The sequence below is a fragment of the Kitasatospora sp. NPDC001225 genome (genome assembly GCF_053597855.1).
On sequence record NZ_JBSFJC010000142.1, the window covers coordinates 1 to 19,276 of the forward strand.

Annotated in this window: 15 protein-coding genes; 3 read left to right on the plus strand and 12 right to left on the minus strand. The window is 71.2% G+C overall.

Annotated elements, in window-relative coordinates; translation table 11 throughout:
- Positions 1–264 precede the first annotated feature (264 nt).
- From ACWDCZ_RS32830 to ACWDCZ_RS32870, 9 genes are all read right to left on the minus strand, one after another.
- The gene (locus tag ACWDCZ_RS32830) at positions 265–1,788 is read right to left on the minus strand and encodes a CoA-acylating methylmalonate-semialdehyde dehydrogenase (protein ID WP_049660358.1); all 1,524 of its coding nucleotides are present in this window, start codon (positions 1,786–1,788) and stop codon (positions 265–267) included.
- A 272-nt stretch (positions 1,789–2,060) separates the two neighbouring features.
- On the minus strand, positions 2,061–2,834 hold the full coding sequence (locus tag ACWDCZ_RS32835) for a nucleotidyl transferase AbiEii/AbiGii toxin family protein (protein WP_449817752.1): 774 nt from the start codon (positions 2,832–2,834) through the stop codon (positions 2,061–2,063).
- A gap of 123 nt (positions 2,835–2,957) precedes the next feature.
- Entirely contained in the window at positions 2,958–3,389 is a 432-nt protein-coding gene (locus tag ACWDCZ_RS32840; protein WP_375877702.1) for a bifunctional DNA primase/polymerase, read from the minus strand.
- A 226-nt stretch (positions 3,390–3,615) separates the two neighbouring features.
- Positions 3,616–5,010, minus strand: a complete 1,395-nt coding sequence (locus ACWDCZ_RS32845) for an NAD(P)/FAD-dependent oxidoreductase (RefSeq protein WP_049651907.1) — start codon at positions 5,008–5,010, stop codon at positions 3,616–3,618.
- Between the two features lie 63 nt (positions 5,011–5,073).
- A complete protein-coding gene (locus ACWDCZ_RS32850) occupies positions 5,074–5,877 on the minus strand; it encodes an ABC transporter permease (RefSeq protein ID WP_049651906.1) in 804 nt (267 codons plus the stop codon).
- Positions 5,877–6,806: an ABC transporter permease gene (locus ACWDCZ_RS32855; RefSeq protein WP_049651905.1), complete on the minus strand. Its 930-nt coding sequence runs from the start codon at positions 6,804–6,806 to the stop codon at positions 5,877–5,879. Before ACWDCZ_RS32855 ends, ACWDCZ_RS32850 begins: the two co-directional genes overlap by 1 nt.
- On the minus strand, positions 6,803–7,945 hold the full coding sequence (locus ACWDCZ_RS32860; protein WP_049651904.1) for an ABC transporter ATP-binding protein: 1,143 nt from the start codon (positions 7,943–7,945) through the stop codon (positions 6,803–6,805). The genes ACWDCZ_RS32855 and ACWDCZ_RS32860 overlap by 4 nt, the downstream gene beginning before the upstream one ends.
- A 40-nt stretch (positions 7,946–7,985) precedes the next feature.
- The gene (locus ACWDCZ_RS32865; protein WP_375877697.1) at positions 7,986–9,236 is read right to left on the minus strand and encodes a polyamine ABC transporter substrate-binding protein; all 1,251 of its coding nucleotides are present in this window, start codon (positions 9,234–9,236) and stop codon (positions 7,986–7,988) included.
- Positions 9,237–9,290: 54 nt separating this feature from the next.
- Positions 9,291–10,802 (minus strand): gamma-aminobutyraldehyde dehydrogenase, encoded by a 1,512-nt coding sequence (locus ACWDCZ_RS32870; RefSeq protein WP_049651902.1) that lies wholly within the window; start codon positions 10,800–10,802, stop codon positions 9,291–9,293.
- Positions 10,803–11,100: 298 nt separating this feature from the next.
- Between ACWDCZ_RS32870 and ACWDCZ_RS32875 the strand changes: the two genes are divergently transcribed.
- Complete coding sequence (locus ACWDCZ_RS32875) at positions 11,101–12,753, plus strand: PucR family transcriptional regulator (RefSeq protein ID WP_074001528.1); 1,653 nt, start codon at positions 11,101–11,103, stop codon at positions 12,751–12,753.
- A gap of 3 nt (positions 12,754–12,756) precedes the next feature.
- Here ACWDCZ_RS32875 and ACWDCZ_RS32880 read toward each other — a convergent pair whose 3' ends face one another.
- From ACWDCZ_RS32880 to ACWDCZ_RS32890, 3 genes are all read right to left on the minus strand, one after another.
- Positions 12,757–13,959, minus strand: a complete 1,203-nt coding sequence (locus ACWDCZ_RS32880) for a polyamine ABC transporter substrate-binding protein (RefSeq protein WP_449817753.1) — start codon at positions 13,957–13,959, stop codon at positions 12,757–12,759.
- Between the two features lie 67 nt (positions 13,960–14,026).
- A complete protein-coding gene (locus tag ACWDCZ_RS32885; protein WP_375877695.1) occupies positions 14,027–15,385 on the minus strand; it encodes an aspartate aminotransferase family protein in 1,359 nt (452 codons plus the stop codon).
- Positions 15,386–15,564: 179 nt separating this feature from the next.
- Positions 15,565–17,058 (minus strand): gamma-aminobutyraldehyde dehydrogenase, encoded by a 1,494-nt coding sequence (locus tag ACWDCZ_RS32890; RefSeq protein WP_049651898.1) that lies wholly within the window; start codon positions 17,056–17,058, stop codon positions 15,565–15,567.
- Between the two features lie 250 nt (positions 17,059–17,308).
- On the opposite strand from ACWDCZ_RS32890, the gene ACWDCZ_RS32895 reads away from it, so the two are divergent.
- Entirely contained in the window at positions 17,309–17,782 is a 474-nt protein-coding gene (locus tag ACWDCZ_RS32895; protein ID WP_030306695.1) for an Lrp/AsnC family transcriptional regulator, read from the plus strand.
- Positions 17,779–19,173 (plus strand): aspartate aminotransferase family protein, encoded by a 1,395-nt coding sequence (locus tag ACWDCZ_RS32900; RefSeq protein ID WP_049651897.1) that lies wholly within the window; start codon positions 17,779–17,781, stop codon positions 19,171–19,173. Before ACWDCZ_RS32895 ends, ACWDCZ_RS32900 begins: the two co-directional genes overlap by 4 nt.
- Positions 19,174–19,276: the final 103 nt, after the last annotated feature.

Below are 19,276 nucleotides of genomic sequence, written 5' to 3' on the forward strand. Positions count from 1 at the left end.
GCGAATCCGACCGCAACCCGATAAAACGAGCACGCCGAATAAGCACCAGGTCACAGCGCCGAAAAGCGCAAACGACCGGCACGAACCGGAAGTGGCGTTTCAGAGGATTGGCCACCGCGGGACCGTCCGCGCAGATGCGTGTCCGGTGCTCCCTGCCAGGCAGCTCGAAGAACTGTACGCGCTTCCACGCACCGATGCAAACGTCGTGCAAAGACGGCCGGCCGGACCCCGGGGAGAGGGGTCCGGCCGGTGGTGCCGTGCGGATCAGCTGTTGGTGGGGAAGCCCAGGTTGATGCCGCCGTGCGACGGGTCCAGCCAGCGCTGGGTCACGGCCTTGCCCCGGGTGAAGAACTGCACGCCGTCCGGGCCGTACGCGTGGGCGTCGCCGAACAGCGAGGCCTTCCAGCCGCCGAAGGAGTAGTAGGCGACCGGGACCGGGATCGGCACGTTGATGCCGACCATGCCGACCTCCACCTCGAACTGGAAGCGCCGGGCCGCGCCGCCGTCGTTGGTGAAGAGGGCGGTGCCGTTGCCGTACGGGTTGGCGTTGATCAGCGCCAGGCCCTCCTCGTACGAGTCGACGCGCACCACCGAGAGGACCGGGCCGAAGATCTCGTCGTTGTAGACGGACATGCCGGGCTTCACGTGGTCGAACAGCGTGGGGCCGAGCCAGAAGCCGTCGGCCGTCGGGGAGCCGTTCCGGTCCTCGGCGGTGACCGGGTGCTTGCGGCCGTCCACCGCGAGCTCGGCGCCGTCGGCGACCCCGGACTCCACGTAGGAGGTGACCTTGTCCCGGTGCTGGCCGGTGACCAGCGGACCCATCTCGGACTCGCCGTTGCAGCCGGGGCCGACCTTCAGGGTGGCGATCCGCTGCTTGATCTTCTCGACCAGCTCGTCGCCGATCGGGTCGACCGCGACCAGTACGGACACCGCCATGCAGCGCTCGCCGGCCGCGCCGAAGCCCGCGTTGACGGCGGCGTCGGCGGCGAGGTCGAGGTCGGCGTCCGGCAGGACCAGCATGTGGTTCTTGGCGCCGCCCAGGGCCTGCACGCGCTTGCCGTAGCGGGTGCCGGTCTCGTAGACGTAGCGGGCGATCGGGGTGGAGCCGACGAAGCTGACGGACTTGACGTCCGGGTGCTCCAGCAGGCGGTCGACGGCCACCTTGTCGCCGTGCACGACGTTGAAGACGCCGTCCGGCAGGCCGGCCTCCTTCCACAGCTCGGCGAGGAAGTTGGCGGCGGACGGGTCCTTCTCCGAGGGCTTCACCACGACGGTGTTGCCGGCCGCGATGGCGATCGGGAAGAACCACATCGGCACCATGGCCGGGAAGTTGAACGGCGAGATGATCGCGACCGGGCCGAGCGGCTGGCGGATCGAGTAGACGTCGACGCCGGTCGAGGCCTGCTCGGTGAAGCCGCCCTTGACCAGCTGCGGGATGCCGCAGGCGTACTCCACGACCTCCAGGCCGCGGGCGATCTCGCCGAGCGCGTCGGAGTGCACCTTGCCGTGCTCGGCCACGATGATCGAGGCCAGCTCGTCGCGGCGGGCGTTCAGCAGCTCGCGGAAGGCGAAGAGCACCGTCGTCCGCTTCGCGATCGAGGCGGTGCGCCACTCGGTGAAGGCCGAGGCGGCGGCGGCCACGGCCTGGTCGACCTCGGCGATCTCGGCGAAGTCGACCTGGCCGGCGACCTGGCCGGTGGCCGGGTCGAAGACCTCGCCGCGACGGGGGGCCGCACCGGCGGTGGCGACGGGCTTGCCGCCGATCCAGTGAATGATGTGCTTGCTCAAGGTCCGTCTGCCTCCGAAGTCCCGGGCGGCGTCCTGCCACCGGTCCGGTCTGGCGCCGCCCGCACGTGGGCCGGGCGACGGGAATCACGGGGCTACCGCGCTCGTCTCCCAGTCTGGTGGCCGCTCCGGCGCAGCTCAACGAACAGGCTGACGGGGATCGTGGATTCAGCCTTACAGGTCGTCCGGTCACTCGCCCGAACGTGTGAACCCACCACGAATGCCCCCAACGGCACGGGCACCCAAACACCGCGGGCACCCGCGGGACCGGGGCGTCAGGACTCCCCGTCCTCCGGCTCCTCCAGGTACGGGTCGTGCAGCCCGTCCGCCGCCTCCCGGGTCTCCAGCAGGTCCAGCCGCAGGTCCTGCGCCCAGGCCAGCGCCCACCGCTTCAGCTCGGCCACCTCCCCGGCCGGCACGCCCCGGGCGCGGAACCGCCCGTCCGCCGCCTCGGCGAGCGCCTCCAGCCGTTCGGCCAGCGCCGCGGGCTGGAAGTCCGGGTCCAACTCGGCTGCCAGCGCGAGCAGTTCGCCCTCCCGGTAGCAGCGGGTGAGGGCGTGCACGTCGATCAGGTCGCGGGGCATGCCCCGGTCCACGAGCAGCGCGGTGGTCAGCGCGGCCGCGTCCTCCAGGGCGACGACCGGCAGCACCGCCGGGGGCTCGTCCGGTCCGGGCGCACCGAGGTCGAACCGGACCGGCCGGTGTCCCAGCGGTTCCTTGCGCAGTTCCACCGAGTGCGACCGCCCACCCAGCGCCAGCCGGACGGTGAGCTGTTCCAGCCGCGGTGTGCCCGGCCGCTCGACGGCCCCGCCGCCCGCCGCCCGGTACGCCTCGCCCAGCGCGGCGGCCACCTCCGGCAGGTCGGCACCGCCGGTCGCCAGGGTCAGCCCGTCCTGCGGGCAGGCCGCGACGCCGTGGGCGCGCAGCGCGTGCCCTCCCGCCAGGGCGAGGCCGTACCGGTCGCAGACGGGTGCGGCCAGCGCGGCCAGGCGCAGCTGGGCGGGGCCCGGGCGGAGGGACGCGTCGACGGCGTGCGGGACGGTGGTCACGCCTCCAGTCTGACGCGACCGCCCGCTCTACGCGCCAGTTGCCGGGCGCCCGGAGCGCTACCGGGCGCCCCCGGGCACCTCCTCACGCCCCCGGGCCCCCGGTTCCGCACGAGACGGCGCGGCTCACCAGCCGCCGAGCCGGGCCGCCGCCTCGTGCAAGGCGAGCTCCAGCAGCACCGGGTCGGTGAGCCGCCCGGAGCCGTCCGGCGGGACCAGCCAGCGCACGCCCCGACTGCGGCGCCCGGGGTGCGGGACGACGATCCAGGTGCCCTCCCCCGCACCGCGCACGCCGGTGCCGATCCAGCGGGCGGCGGTGCCGACGGGCACCAGGAAGCTGACCTGCCCGCCCCCGAAGTCGGTGAGGACCGGACCGCGGGTGCGCGGGTCCAGGACCTCCACGGCCGGGCGCCCGAGCCGTCCGGGGACGGAGAGGACGTCCCAACGCCGGCCGGCCGGCAGCAGCACCAGGCCCAGCCCGGTGCGCTCCCACTGGTCCCGGAAGGCCTCCGGGTCCGGTGCCGCCTGGGCGAGCCAGTGCAGTCCGGTGGTCTCCATGTCGTGTCCCCGCTTCTTGCCGTTCGTACTGTTCGGAGACGGCGGGAAGAGCGAGACCCGCCGTCACCAAGGAGAGGCGGACGGCGGGTCCCGATTACACGACTAGGGGCACCCGGCTACGGGCGTTCGTGGTTTCAACGGTTTCAACGGTTTCAACGGCTTCAGCCGTTTCGGCAGATCAGCGGTTCAGCATTTCAGCGTTCCAGTGGTTCAGCGTTTGAACGGTTCAGCTGTCGAAGCCGAGCCCCAGCCGGTCGAGGGTGCGCAGCCAGAGGTTGCGGTGGCCGCCGTTGCGGTCCGCCCGCTCCAGCGACCGGGTGGTGAGCTCGATCCCGGCCCAGCGCACCGGCTCGGGCGGGAACGGCAGCGGCTTGCTGCGCACCATCTCCAGCGAGGTGCGCTCGGTGCGCTCGCCGGCCAGCAGGTCGAGCATCACCTCGGCGCCGAAGCGGGTCGCGCCGACGCCGAGCCCGGTGTAGCCGACCGCGTACGCGACCTTGCCCCGGTACCCGGTGTCGAAGAACGCCGAGAACCGGCTGCAGGTGTCGATCGCGCCGCCCCAGGCGTGGGTGAAGCGCAGGCCCTCCAGCTGCGGGAAGCAGCGGAAGAAGTGGTTGGCCAGGGTGCGGAAGGTCTCCGGCCGCTGGTCGTACTCGTGCCGGACCTGGCCGCCGAAGTGGTAGACCGCGTCGTAGCCGCCCCAGAGGATCCGGTTGTCGGCGGAGAGCCGGAAGTAGTGGAACTTGTTGGCGCTGTCGCCGAGGCCCTGGCGCCCGCGCCAGCCGATCGCGGCGAGCTGCTCCTCGCTGAGCGGCTCGGTCATCAGCGCGTAGTCGTACACCGGGACGACGTACGGGCGGACCCGCTTGAGCAGCGACGGGAACACGTTGGTGCCGAGCGCGACCTTGCGGGCGAAGACCCGGCCGTACGGGGTGCGGACGGCCATGCCGCTGCCGTGCTCCCGCAGGTCGGTGGCCCGGGTGTGCTCGAAGATCCGCACGCCCTGGCCCAGGCAGGCGTCCTTGAGGCCCCAGGCGAGCTTGGCGGGGTGGACCATCGCCACGCCCTCCTTGTCCCAGAGGCCGCCGAGGAAGGTCGGCGAGTCGACCTCGGCGCGCAGCTGGTCGGCGTCCAGGACGGTGATGTCGAAGCCGTACCGGGCGACCGCCTCGGCGATCTCGTGGAGCTCCTCGACCTGGTGGGGCTGGGTGGCGACGTCGATCTCGCCGGTGCGCTCCCACTCGGCGTCGATGCCGTAGCGCTTGAGGGTGGCCTCGATGCCGTCGAGGTTGGCGGCACCGAGGCGTTCCAGCTGGGCCAGTTCGGACGGCCAGCGGTCCAGGCCGTTGCCGAAGCCGTGGGTCAGGCTGGCCGCGCAGAACCCGCCGTTGCGCCCGGACGCGGCCCACCCGACCTCGTTGCCCTCGACCAGCACGACGTCCAGCGAGGGGTCGCGTTCCTTGGCGATGAGGGCGGTCCACAGGCCGGAGTAGCCGCCGCCGACGACCAGCAGGTCGCAGGTGGTGTCGCCGACCAGGGCGGGCAGTGCCGCCGGCCGGCCGGGATCCTCCAGCCAGAAGGGGGTGGGCCTGGCGTCACTGAGTGCGCGGGCGGAGTCCATGCATTATCAGCCACTTTCTACGAATAGGTGATGGTTGTACTGGCCACCGTCGTCGACCGTATGTCAGGCGGTGGCCTTCCGGCGGTTGCCCAGCCACTGGCCGACGACGGTCAGCAGGACGGCGGCGAGGAACATCGCGGTGCCGATGACGTTCACCTGCACCGGGATGCCGCGCTGCGAGGCGCCCCAGACGAACATCGGGAAGGTGACCGTGGTCGGCCCCGAGTTGAACTGGGTGATGATGAAGTCGTCGAAGGAGAGCGCGAAGCTGAGCAGCGCGCCCGCCGCGATGCCGGGCGCCGCCAGCGGCAGGGTGACCCTCAGGAAGGTCTGGACGGGGGTCGCGTAGAGGTCCTGGGCGGCCTGTTCGAGCCTCGGGTCCATGCTCATCACGCGCGCCTTGACCGCCGTCACCACGAAGCTGAGGCAGAACATGATGTGGGCGATGAGGATGGTGGTGAACCCGAACGGGATGCGCATGTTGAGGAAGAGCGTCCCGAGCGAGGCGGCCATGACCACCTCGGGCATGGCCATCGGCAGGAAGATCATCGCGGTGGTGGCCGAGCGGCCGCGGAAGCGGTAGCGGGCCAGCGCGAAGGCGACCATGGTGCCGAGCACGGTGGCGCCGATGGTGGCGAGCACCGCGATCTGCAGGCTGAGCGAGAGCGACTGGCACATGTCGGCCACGCCGCAGGGGTTGGTCCAGGCGTCGGTGGAGAACTCGTTCCACTCGTAGTTGAACTTGCCCACCGGCTTGTTGAACGAGAAGGCGAGCACGACCAGGTTGGGCAGCACCAGGTAGGCGAGGGCCAGCAGGCCGGCCAGCACCACCAGGTGGGCGCGGATCCACTTGGAAATCCGGGACATCAGACCAGATCCTCCGTCCCGGCCTTGCGCATGTAGACCGTCACCATGCCCAGGATCAGGGCCATCAGGATGAAGCTCAGCGCGGCGGCCGTGGGGTAGTCGAGCACGTTCAGGAACTGCTTCTGGATGCCGTTGCCGACCATCTGCTCGCTCGGCGAGCCCAGCAGCTGGGCGTTGATGTAGTCGCCGGAGGCGGGGATGAAGGTCAGCAGGGTGCCCGCGACCACGCCCGGCAGCGAGATCGGGAAGGTGACCTTGCGGAAGGTGGTGAACGGCCGGGCGTAGAGGTCGCCGGCCGCCTCGTGCAGGCGCGGGTCGATCCGCTCCAGCGAGGTGTACAGCGGCAGGATCATGAACGGCAGGAAGTTGTAGGTCAGGCCGCAGACCACGGCGAGCGGCGTGGCCAGCACCCGGTCGCCGCTGGTCAGGCCGAGCAGGTTGGTGACGTCCAGGACGTGCAGCGCGTTCAGCGCGCCGACCACCGGGCCGCCGTCGGACAGGATGGTCTTCCAGGCCAGCGTGCGGATCAGGAAGCTGGTGAAGAACGGCGCGATGACCAGGATCAGGATGACGTTGCGCCAGCGCTTGCTCGCCTTGAAGGCGATCGTGTACGCGAGCGGGTAGCCGACGGCCAGGCAGAGCACGGTGGCGACGGCCGCGTAGGAGAACGAGCGCAGGAAGTGCCACCGGTACTCGACCAGGGCGTCCCAGTAGGTCGATATGTGCCAGGTGACCTTGAAGCCCTCTTCGAGCGAGCCGCTCTGCAGCGAGGTCGACGCCTGGTAGACCAGCGGGACGGCGAAGAAGACGACCAGCCAGGCGATGCCGGGAAGCAGCAGCCAGTACGGGGTGAGCTTGCGCCTGGGCTTCGGCGCCGGTCCCTCCAGCGGTATGACCTGGGGTGGCGCGGCCGGGGTGGTGGTGGTCATGCGGCCTCCTCCGCGGTGCCCGCGTCGATCGCCTGGGCGGCGTCCAGGGCGAAGGAGTGCGCCGGGTTCCAGTGCAGCTGGACGGCCGCGCCGGGGACGATCCGCGCGTCGCGCTCCATGTTCTGCTCGAAGACGGTGACCTCCTGGCCGCCGTCGGTGCGCACCACGTACTGGGTGGAGACGCCGATGAAGCTGGAGTCGAGCACCGTGCCGGCCAGCCGGTTGCGGCCGTCGGCGACCGGCTCGGAGGCGTGGGTGATGGTGATCTTCTCCGGGCGCACGCCCAGGTGGACGCGCTTGGCGTCGGTGGCGCAGCGCGCCTTCGGCACCGCGAGGCGGGCGCCGGCCGCGCTGAGCAGCAGGTCGCCGCCCTCGGTGCCGGTGACCTCGGCGGGCAGCAGGTTGGACTGGCCGAGGAAGTTGGCCACGAAGGTGGTGGCGGGGTTCTCGTACAGGTCGGCGGGGGCGCCCAGCTGCTCGACCCGGCCGCCGTTCATCACCGCGATGGTGTCGGCCATGGTCATGGCCTCCTCCTGGTCGTGGGTGACGTGCACGAAGGTGATGCCGACCTCGGTCTGGATCCGCTTGAGCTCCAGCTGCATCTGGCGGCGGAGCTTGAGGTCGAGCGCGCCGAGCGGCTCGTCCAGGAGCAGCACCTGCGGGTGGTTGATCAGTGCGCGGGCGACCGCGACGCGCTGCTGCTGGCCGCCGGAGAGCTGGTGCGGCTTGCGCCGGGCGTACTGGCCGAGCTCGACCAGCTCCAGCATCTCCTCGACCTGCTTCCTGACGTCCTTCCTGCCGCGCCGGCGCAGGCCGAAGGCGACGTTCTCGAAGATGTCCAGGTGTGGGAAGAGCGCGTAGCTCTGGAAGACGGTGTTCACCGGCCGCTTGTACGGGGGCAGGGCGGTGACGTCCTGGCCGCCGATCAGGACGGTGCCGCTGGTGGGCTCCTCCAGGCCGGCGATCATGCGCAGGGTGGTGGTCTTGCCGCAGCCGGAGGCGCCGAGCAGGGCGAAGAACGAGCCCTGCGGGACGGTCAGGTCGAGCGGGTGGACGGCGGTGAAGGAGCCGTAGGTCTTGCCGATGCCGGTGAGCCGGACGTCGCCGCCGACGGCCGCGTCGCGCTGCTGGTCTGTCATGGGGTGGTGTCTTCCTGGGATTCTCTGCCGGGAGCGGGGGTCAGGCGCCGATGAGCTTGGAGAACTTCTGCTCGAAGTCGCTCTCCTCGCTCTCGGAGAGCGTGCGGAACACGTGCGCCCTGCCCGCCATCTCGGGGGTGGGTACGACCAGCGGGTTGGCCGCGGTGTCCGGGGCGATGCCGGCGAGCTCGTCCTTCATCCCGGTGACGGCGGAGACGAAGCCGATGCCCGCGACCAGCTGCGCCGCGATCTTCGGCTGATAGTAGAAGTCGATCAGCTTCTCCGCGTTCGCCTTGTGCTGGGCCCTGGCCGGGACCAGCATGTTGTCGGTCGAGGCGATGTAGCCCTTCTCCGGGATGACGAACTCGATGTCCGGGTTGTCGGCGCGCAGTTGGATCAGGTCGCCGCCCCAGGCGATGCAGGCCGCGATGTCGCCGGCGGAGAGCTCCTGGCCGTAGTCGTTGCCGGTGAAGCGGCGGATCTGCTTGCTGTCGACGGCCTTCTGGAGGCGGGCGACCGCGCCGTCGAAGTCGTCGGCGGTGAACCTCTCGGTGCTCCTGCCCTGGTCCAGCAGGACCATCCCGATGCTGTCGCGCATCTCGGAGAGGAAGGTGACCCGGCCCTTGAGGTCGGGGTCGTCCAGCAGCTGGGAGACGCTGGTGACCTCCTTCCCCCTGGTCGCCTTCCGGTTGTACGCGACGACGGTCTGGATGCCGGCCCACGGGTAGGAGTAGAGCCGCCCCGGGTCCCAGTCGGGGGCGCGGAAGCGCGACTCGATATTGGTGATCGCGGTGGTGACGTTCGCCGGGTTGAGCTTCTGCACCCAGCCGAGCCGGATCAGCCGGGCGGCCATCCAGTCGGTGAGCACCATCAGGTCGCGGCCGGTGTCCTGGCCGGAGGCGAGCTGCGGCTTGATCTTCCCGAAGAACTCGACGTTGTCGTTGACGTCCTCGTTGTACTTCACCTTGATCCCGGTGGCCTCGGTGAAGGCCTCCAGGGTGCCGTGCTTCTCCTTGTCCTTCTCGTCCGTGTCCACGTACAGCGGCCAGTTGGAGAAGTCGACCTCCTTCTGCGTCTCCGAGAGGTCCTTGGCGGCGTTCGCGGTCGAGTCGCCGGTCGCCCGGGGGGCCGCCGGGATCCCGCAGGCGGCCAGGGTGCCCGCTCCGGCGCTCAGCGCGGCGGCGCGCAGCAGGGTGCGGCGGCCGAGCGCGGCCCGGCCGCTGGTCAGACTGCGTTCCCAGGCCCTTCGGACCGGTTCGGGCAGACCGTCGGTGAGCTCGTTGAACGCCATGGAACGGGCCTCCTGGGGGAGATGGGGTGTGGGGGCACCCGCGTGGTCCGGGGGTTATCTGTCTCCGAAGACGGTGCGGTGCCAGTCCTTGCGGGCCACCGCGGTGGTGTCGAACATGACGTGCTTGACCTGGGTGTACTCGTCCAGCGAGTACTGGGACATGTCCTTGCCGTAGCCGGACGCCTTGTAGCCGCCGTGCGGCATCTCGCTGATGATCGGGATGTGGTCGTTGACCCAGACGCAGCCGGCCGCGATCTCCCGGGTGGCGCGCAGCGAGCGGTGCACGTTGCTCGTCCAGGCGGAGGCGGCCAGCCCGTACGGGGTGTCGTTGGCCAGCCGCAGGCCCTCGTCGTCGCCGTCGAAGGGCAGCACCACCAGCACCGGGCCGAAGATCTCGCCCTGCACGACCTCGCTGTCCTGGGCCGCGCCGGTGATCAGGGTCGGCCGGTAGTACGCGCCCCGGGTGAGGTCGGTGCCGTCGTGGCCCTTCTCCGGGGCCCGGCCGCCGGTGACCACGGTGGCGTACGAGCGGGCGCGCTCCACGAAGCCGGCCACCCGGTCCCGGTGGGCGTACGAGACCAGCGGGCCGAGGTCGGTGCGCGGGTTCAGCGGGTCGCCGATCCGGATCGCCGCGTACAGCTCGGCCACCCCGGCCACGAAGGCGTCGTACAGCGGGCGCTGGACGTAGGCGCGGGTGGCGGCGGTGCAGTCCTGGCCGCCGTTGATCAGCGAGGCCGCGACCGCTCCGTGCACCGCGGCGTCCAGGTCGGCGTCGTCGAAGACCACGAACGGGGCCTTGCCGCCGAGCTCCAGGTGGGTGCGCTTGACGCCCGCGGTGGCGATCTCGGCGACCCGCTTGCCGACGCCGGTGGAGCCGGTGAAGGAGACCATCGCGACGTCCGGGTGCCCGACCAGGTGCTCGCCCGCGGTGCGCCCGGCGCCGGTGACCACGTTGACCACGCCGTCCGGGATGCCGGCGGCGGTGCAGGCCCGGGCGAACATCAGCGAGGTCAGCGGGGTCAGCTCGGCCGGCTTGAGCACGATGGTGTTGCCCGCGGCGATCGCCGGGAGGATCTTCCAGGCGGCCATCTGCAGCGGGTAGTTCCACGGCGAGATCGAGCCGACCACGCCGACCGCCTCGCGCCGCACGTACGAGGTGTGGTCGCCGGAGTACTCGCCGGCCGCCTTGCCCTCCAGGTTGCGGGCGGCGCCGGCGAAGAAGGCGGCGTTGTCGACGGTGCCGGGCACGTCGAACTCGGTGGCCAGCTTGACCGGCTTGCCGGTCTGCGCCGTCTCCACCCGGGCCAGGTCGTCGGCCGCCCCGGCCAGCACGGCGGCCAGCCGGGTGAGCGCCTCGGAGCGCGCACCGGGGGTGGCCGAGGACCAGCCGGGCAGGGCGGCCCGGGCGGCGGCGACGGCGGTGTCCACGTCCCCGGCGGTGGCCAGCGCGACCTGCTCGACCACGCTGCCGTCGGCGGGGTTGACGACCTGGAAGGGCTCGCCGCTCCCCCTGGTCTGGCGTCCCGCGATGTACTGCGCGCCCGGGCCGAAGTCGGTCAGGTCCATCTGGTTCCTCCAAGTGCCGTGGTTCGACCGCTGCGGGGTCACGCGTCCGCGGTGGGGGTCTGCGGTCCCGCTGACCTTGCCTGCTGCGGGGTTGGGGTGACAAGGGTCACTTCGACAACCTCGGCACGAAGGGCCTTACAGGGTGCAAGGGTGCGGGCAGGGCAACAGGTCGTCGGGGGGATGGATGATTTACCTGACACCCTGACTGCACGACCCCGACCGCACACCCTGACCGCGTCACCCGAAACCAGAACGCCCGGAGCCCCGGCTCCGCTCTCCACAGCCCCGGAGGCCCGCGATGCTCCCCACCGTCGCCCGAGTCCTCGACCTCGACGTGATGCGGCGCGGCCTGCCCCAGGTGGTGGCCGGCGCCGACCACCTGGAGCGGCCGGTCCGCTGGGTCCACGTCAGCGAACTGCCCGACGTCGCCGGGATGCTCCGCGGCGGCGAACTGGTGCTGACCACCGGCATCGCCCTGCCCGAGGACCGCGAGGGCCTGGCCCGCTACGTGCGCGAGCTGGACGAGGTCGGGGTGGCCGGCCTGGTCGTCGAGTTCGGGCGGCGCTACTTCGACTCGCTCCCCCGCGCCCTGGTCAACGCCGCCGAGCAGCGCGGACTGCCGCTGATCACGCTCCGCCGCGAGCTGCGCTTCGTCGCCGTCACCGAGGCCGTGCACGCCCTGGTGGTCAACTCCCAGCTGGAGCAGCTGCGGATCTCCGAGTCGGTCCACCAGGTCTTCAACGAGCTGGTGGTGGAGGGCGCCGAGCCGCCCGAGGTGATCCGCCAGGTGTCCCGGATGGCCGGCGCCCCGGTCGTCCTGGAGAACCTGGCCCACCAGGTCCTCGCCCACGACGCCGCCGGACGCCCGGAGGCCGAGGTGCTGGAGGACTGGGAGCGCCGCTCTCGCGGCGTCCGTCCGGCCGGGCGCACCGGCCACGACCCGCGCAGCGGCTGGCTGGTCACCACCGTCGGAGCCCGCGGCCAGGACTGGGGCCGGCTGGTGCTGGTGCAGGAGCCCGGCCCGCTGCCCGAGGGCGAGGCCCACCCGCACACCATGCTGCTGGAGCGCGGCGCCTCCGCTCTGGCGCTCAACCGGCTGGTGGTGCGCGACCGGGAGAGCCTGGAGCGGCAGACCCACCGCACCCTGCTGTCCGGCATCCTCACCCACGCGCTGACCGTCTCCGAGGCGGCGCTGCGCGCCCAGGCCCTCGGCATCCCGCTGGAGGGCCGCCGGCTGGTCGGCGTGGTGCTGCGGCAGCGGCGCGGCCCGATCCCGGCCGCGCTGGAGGCGCAGGCCCGGCTGCGCGACTTCACCGAACTGGCCGCCGGCGCCGTCCGGGCCTGCCGGCTGACCGCCCTGGTCGGCGCGCTGGACGACGAGGCCGTCGGCCTGCTGATCACGCTCGGCACCCAGCAGGACGAGCACGCCTCGCTGGACGCCCTCTCGGCCGCGCTGCGCCGGATGTCCGCCGAGGCCGGACGGGAGGGCGGCGACCCGGCGGGCCCGGTGGTCGCGGTCGGCTCCTCGGTCGGCTCGGTGCGCGACGCCCGGCGCACCCTGCTGGAGGCCACCCAGGTCGCCGACGCCGCCCTGCACGACGCGCCCGGCGGCCGCAGCTCCTCCTACTACCGCCTGCCGGACGTCCGGCTGCGCGGCCTGCTCCACCTGCTGCGCGACGACGCCCGGCTGCAGACCTACGTGGAACGGGAGTTGGGCCCGCTGCTGGCCCACGACGCCGAGCACAACGGCCAGTTGGTGCAGATGCTGCGGATCTACCTGGAGCAGGGCCGGAACAAGTCGGCCGCCGCGGACGCCGCGCACCTGTCCCGGCCGTCCTTCTACGACCGGCTGCACAAGGTCGAGCGGATCCTCGGCGTCGACCTCGACCAGGTGGAGTCCTGCCTCTCCCTGCACGTGGCGCTGCTCGCCCTGGACGCCGTCCGGCGGTAGCGGTCACACCCCGGTGATGCGCCCCCAGACCTTGTGCAGCTCGGGCCGCTCGGCCGAGGTGACGTCGCGCATGGTGTGCAGCCGGGCGCGCATCCCGTCGGTCGGGAACACCAGCGGGTTCTCGGCGAGTTCGGCCTTCTCCTTGTCGCCGCTGGCCGCCAGCACCTCGCGGGCGGCCGGCACCGGGCAGATGTACTGGACGAACGCGGCGAGTTCGGCGGCCACCTCGGGCTGGTAGTAGTAGTCGATCAGCAGCTCGGCGTTGCGCTTGTGGGCGGCCCGGTTGGGGATCATCAGGCTCTCCGCCCACAGCTCGCCGCCCTCCTCCGGCACCACGAACTCGATGTCCGGGTTCTCGGCGGTGAGCTGGACGGCGTCGCCGGAGTAGGCCTGGCAGGCGAGCGCCGCACCGGAGGCGAGGTCGCTGGTGTAGTCGTTGCCGGTGAAGCGCCGGACGTGGCCGCTGTCCACCGTCTTCTGCACCAGGTCCATCGCCCGGCGCGCGTCGTCGTCGGTGAACTTCGCGATGTCCGCGCCCTGGGAGAGCATCAGCAGCCCGAGCGCCTCGTCCAGCCCGGCGAACAGCGTGACCCGGCCCTTGAGGTCGGGCGCCCACAGGTCGGCGGTGGACCTGATCTCCCGGCCGAGCGCCTTGCGGTTGTAGGCGATGCCGGTGATCCCGGACTGCCACGGCACGCTGCGCCGGCGCCCGGGGTCGAAGGCCGGCTCGGCGAGCTGCGGGTCCAGGTTGGCCGTGACGTTGGGCAGGTTGGCCCGGTCCATCGCCTGCACCCAGCCCAGCGCGACGTACCGCCCGGCCATCCAGTCGCTGATCACCATCAGGTCCCGGCCGGGAGCGGCGCCCTGGGTGAGCACCGGGCTGATCTTGCCGAAGAACTCGTCGTTGTCGTTGATGTCCTCGGTGTAGCCGACCGCGATCCCGGTCTTCTCGCTGAAGGCGTCCAGGGTGGGGCGCCCGCCCGCGTCGTCGGTGTCGATGTACTGCGTCCAGTTGGAGAAGACGAGCCGCTTGTCGCCCTCCGAACGGTCCGGCGCCGAGCGGCGGTCCTCGGCCACGTACGCGGCCGGGATGCCGCAACCGGTCAGCACGCCGGCGCCGAGCAGCGCGGCCCCGCCGAGCACGGAACGCCGGCGGACGGGGCTGGAGGCGGGAGGACGGCGGGTCAGGGTGGAGCTGCTGGGCATGAGCGGCCTTCCGGAGCGTGGGACGGCCCCGGGCACGCGGGTGCTCGGGGCCGTCCTGGTTGGTACGTCAGACAGTGTGCGCGTCGGTGAGCGACAGCACCTCGTCCAGGACCGCGAGGCCGGTCTTGGCCTCCTCCTCGGTGACGGTGCACGGCGGGACGACGTGGAAGCGGTTCATGTTGACGAACGGCCAGAGCCCGCGCTGCTTGCAGGCCGCGGCCAGCTCGCCCATCGGCGCGTTGGCGGCGCCGGCCGCGTTGTAGGGCACCAGCGGCTCGCGGGTCTCCCGGCTCTTCACCAGGTCGAGCGCCCAGAACACGCCGAGGCCGCGGACCTCGCCGATCGACGGGTGCCGCTCGGCCAGCTCGCGCAGGCCGGGGCCGAGCACCGTCTCGCCGATGTGCTTGGCGTTCTCGACGATGCCCTCCTCCGCCATGGTGGTGATGGTCGCCACCGCGGAGGCGCAGGCCAGCGGGTGGCCGGAGTAGGTGAGCCCGCCGGGGAAGGGCCGCTCGGCGAAGGTGGCCGCGATCTCGGCGCTGATCGCCACGCCGCCCAGCGGCACGTAGCCCGAGTTGACGCCCTTGGCGAAGGTGAGCAGGTCCGGGGTGACGCCCCAGTGGTCGGCGGCGAACCACTCGCCGGTGCGGCCGAAGCCGGCCATCACCTCGTCCAGGATGAACACGATCCCGTAGCGGTCGCAGATCTCCCGCACCCCGGCCAGGTAGCCGGCCGGCGGGACCAGGATGCCCGCGGTGCCGACCACGGTCTCCAGGATGATCGCCGCGACGGTGCCGGGCCCCTCGAACGCGATCACCTGCTCCAGGTGCTCCAGCGCGCGCTCGCACTCCTGCGCCTCGTTCTCGGCGTGGAAGTTGGAGCGGTAGGCGTACGGCCCCCAGAAGTGCACCACGCCGGAGACGCCGCCCTCGTTGGGCCAGCGCCGCGGGTCGCCGGTGAGGGCGATCGCGTTGGCGGTGGCGCCGTGGTACGAGCGGTAGGTGGACAGCACCTTCTGCCGGCCGGTGTGCAGCCGGGCCAGCCGGATGGCGTTCTCGTTGGCCTCGGCGCCGCCGTTGGTGAAGAAGATCTTGTCCAGGTCGCCGGGGGTGCGCTCGGCGATCAGCCGGGCGGCCTCGCTGCGCGCCTCGACCGCGAAGCCGGGGGCGATGGTGCAGAGCTTCGCCGCCTGCTCCTGGATCGCGGCGACCACCTTCGGGTGCTGGTGGCCGATGTTGGTGTTGACCAGCTGCGAGGAGAAGTCGAGGTAGCGGTTGCCGTCGTAGTCCCAGAAGTACGAGCCCTCGGCGCCGGCCACCGCGAGGGGGTCGATCAGCGCCTGGGCGGACCACGAGTGGAAGACGTGCGCGCGGTCGACGGCCTTGACGGCCTGGCCGGCGGCTGAGTCAGCGGTGGGAATGCTCATGCCGGTAAGGCTAGGGCGGGCCCGTCCCCGAAGGGCAGTTCCATCGTGTCAGCCGGTCGCGCCAACCGTCGACAGGGTGCAAAGACACAGGGCCCGGGTCGAGAAGACCCGGGCCCATGGTCGGTTCATACGACCTGAATCAGATCGCGGTCATACCGCGTCCAACGGTCACGACCCGCTCAGATCGCGGTCATGACGTGCTTTACCCGGGTGTAGTCCTCGAAGCCGTACGCCGACAGGTCCTTGCCGTAGCCGGACTTCTTGAAGCCGCCGTGCGGCATCTCGGCGACCAGCGGGATGTGGGTGTTGATCCAGACGCAGCCGAAGTCCAGGCGGCGCGACATCCGCATGGCGCGGGCGTGGTCCTTGGTCCACACCGAGGAGGCCAGCGCGAACTCGACGCCGTTGGCGTACTCGACGGCCTGGTCCTCGTCGGTGAACTTCTGCACGGTGATGACCGGGCCGAAGACCTCGTTCTGGATGATCTCGTCGTCCTGGTTCAGGCCGGAGACGACGGTCGGAGCGTAGAAGTACCCCTTGTCGCCGACCCGGTGGCCACCGGCCTCGACCTTGGCGTGGGCGGGCAGCCGCTCGATGAAGCCGGAGACCTGCTTCAGCTGGTTGGCGTTGTTCAGCGGGCCGTACAGCACGTCCTCGTCGTCCACGCCGCCGGTCTTGGTCTCGGCCGCGGCCTTGGCCAGCGCCTCGACGAAGGCGTCGTGGATCGACTCGTGGACCAGCACGCGGGTGGCGGCCGTACAGTCCTGGCCGGCGTTGAAGTAGCCCGCCACCGAGATGCCCTCGACGGCCTCGGCGATGTCGGCGTCCTCGAAGACCACGACCGGGGCCTTGCCGCCCAGCTCCAGGTGGACGCGCTTGACGTCCTTGGAGGCGGACTCGGCGACCGAGATGCCGGCGCGCACCGAGCCGGTGATGGAGGCCATCGCCGGGGTCTTGTGCTCGACCATCAGCTTGCCGGTCTCGCGGTCGCCGCAGATGACGTTGAAGACGCCGGCCGGCAGCTCCAGCTCCTTGAGCACGCCGCCGATGATCTCGGCCAGCAGCACGGTGGAGGCCGGGGTGGTGTCGGAGGGCTTCAGCACGACGGCGTTGCCCGCGGCGATGGCCGGGGCGAACTTCCAGACGGCCATCATCATCGGGTAGTTCCACGGCGCGACCTGGGCGCAGACGCCGACCGGCTCGCGGCGGATGATCGAGGTCATCCCGTCCATGTACTCACCGGCGGCCTTGCCCTCCAGCATGCGGGCCGCACCGGCGAAGAACCGGATCTGGTCCACCATCGGGCCGATCTCCTCGGAGAGGGTCAGCGCGCGGGGCTTGCCGGTGTTGCGCACCTCGGTGTCGACGATCTCGTCGGCGCGGGCCTCGACCGCGTCGGCGATCTTGAGCAGCAGCTTCTGCCGGGTGCTCGGGGTGGAGTCGCGCCAGATCGGGAACGCGGCGGCGGCCGAGGCCATGGCGGCGTCCACGTCAGCGGCACCGGACAGCGGCGACGTCGCGTAGACCTCGCCGGTGGTCGGGTCGACGATGTCGAGCGTGCGGCCGTCGACCGCGTCGACGAACTCACCGTTGATGTAGTTGCGCAGCGTGCGAAGGTCGCTCACGGATCTCTCCTCGGTCTGGGCCTGCGGCGTTGCAGATTCCGGCGCCATGGTACGTCGGCGGGTCCGGCGTACGAAGGGTCCCGAGTGGCCGCACCCGGAGCGGCGCGGTCCACTGGTGGCGGTACGTGCGGCGGCCCTCGGGGGCGCGCGCGTACGGTGCCAGGGTAGCCGCACGACTGCTGGTATCGACAGGCGGAGTGCGCTCCGGCAATGAAATCCGCATACGTTTTCCAAGATCACGACGAAATCAGCAGTTTCCACGCTTGCGAACGCGCGAACGATCAGGCACAGTGGCCGCGTGGCCAACCGCGACCGGAACGCCAGCGTTCCCCTCGACGCCGCCTCCAAGGCGATCATCGAGCAGCTCCAGGAGGACGGGCGACGCCCGTACGCCGCCATCGGCAAGGCCGTCGGCCTGTCCGAGGCGGCCGTGCGGCAGCGCGTCCAGAAGCTGCTCGACCAGGGCGTGATGCAGATCGTCGCCGTCACGGACCCGCTCACCGTCGGCTTCACCCGCCAGGCGATGGTCGGCATCCGGGTCGAGGGCGACATCGAACCCGTCGCCGACGCGTTGGCCGCCCTCGACGAGGTCGACTACGTCGTCTGCACCGCAGGCTCGTTCGACCTCCTGGCCGAACTGGTCTGCGAGGACGACGAGCACCTGCTCGAAATGATCAACAAGCGCATCCGCGCGCTTCCCGGCGTGCGGAGCACCGAGAGCTTCGTTTACCTGAAGCTCCGGAAACAGACCTACACCTGGGGCACCCGATGACAGCCGACCCGGCGCAGAAGGACCTTTCCAAGACCGCCTACGACCACCTGTGGATGCACTTCACCCGCATGTCGTCGTACGAGAACTCCCCCGTGCCGACGATCGTCAAGGGCGAGGGCACCTACGTCTGGGACGACAAGGGACGCAAGTACCTCGACGGCCTCGCCGGCCTGTTCGTCGTCCAGGCCGGCCACGGCCGTGAGGAGCTCGCCGAGGCCGCCGCCAAGCAGGCCAAGGAGCTCGCCTTCTTCCCGGTGTGGAGCTACGCCCACCCGAAGGCCGTCGAGCTGGCCGAGCGCCTGGCCAACTACGCCCCGGGCGACCTGAACAAGGTCTTCTTCTCCACCGGTGGCGGCGAGGCCGTCGAGACCGCCTGGAAGCTCGCCAAGCAGTACTTCAAGCTGACCGGCAAGCCGACCAAGTACAAGGTCATCTCGCGCGCCGTCGCCTACCACGGCACCCCGCAGGGCGCCCTGTCGATCACCGGCCTGCCGGGCCTGAAGGCCCCGTTCGAGCCGCTGGTCCCGGGCACCCACAAGGCGCCCAACACCAACATCTACCGCGCCCCGGCCTTCCTCGAGGGCCCCGACGGCACGGTCGACCCCGAGGCCTACGGCCGCTGGTGCGCCGACGAGATCGAGGTGGCCATCCTCAACGAGGGCGCCGAGACCGTCGCCGCCGTCTTCGTCGAGCCGGTGCAGAACGCCGGTGGCTGCTTCCCGCCGCCGCCCGGGTACTTCCAGCGCCTGCGCGAGATCTGCGACCGCCACGACGTGCTGCTGGTCTCGGACGAGGTCATCTGCGCCTTCGGCCGCCTGGGCACCATGTTCGGCGCCGACAAGTTCGGCTACCAGCCCGACATGATCACCTGCGCCAAGGGCATGACCTCGGGCTACTCCCCGATCGGCGCCACGATCATCTCGGACCGCCTCGCCGAGCCGTTCTACAAGGGTGACAACACCTTCCTGCACGGCTACACCTTCGGTGGCCACCCGGTCTCCTCCGCGGTGGCGCTGGCCAACCTCGACATCTTCGAGCGCGAGGGCCTGAACCAGCACGTGCTCGACAACGAGTCGGCGTTCCTGGGCACCCTGGACAAGCTGCGCGACCTGCCGATCGTCGGCGACGTCCGCGGCAACGGGTACTTCTACGGCATCGAGCTCGTGAAGGACAAGGTCACCAAGGAGTCCTTCAACGACGAGGAGGTCGAGCGCGTCCTCTACGGCTTCCTGTCGAAGGCCCTCTTCGACAACGGCCTGTACTGCCGCGCCGACGACCGTGGCGACCCGGTCATCCAGCTGGCCCCGCCGCTGATCTCCGACCAGTCGACCTTCGACGAGATCGAGCAGATCCTGCGGACCAGCCTCACCGACGCGTGGGCGAAGATCTGATCCCCTGAGCCTTCTTCCCCACCCTCCGCCGAAGGGCGGCCCCGCTCCCCCCGGGGCCGCCCATAGGCGTCCCCCGGCCGCGCAACAACACACTCGTACGACC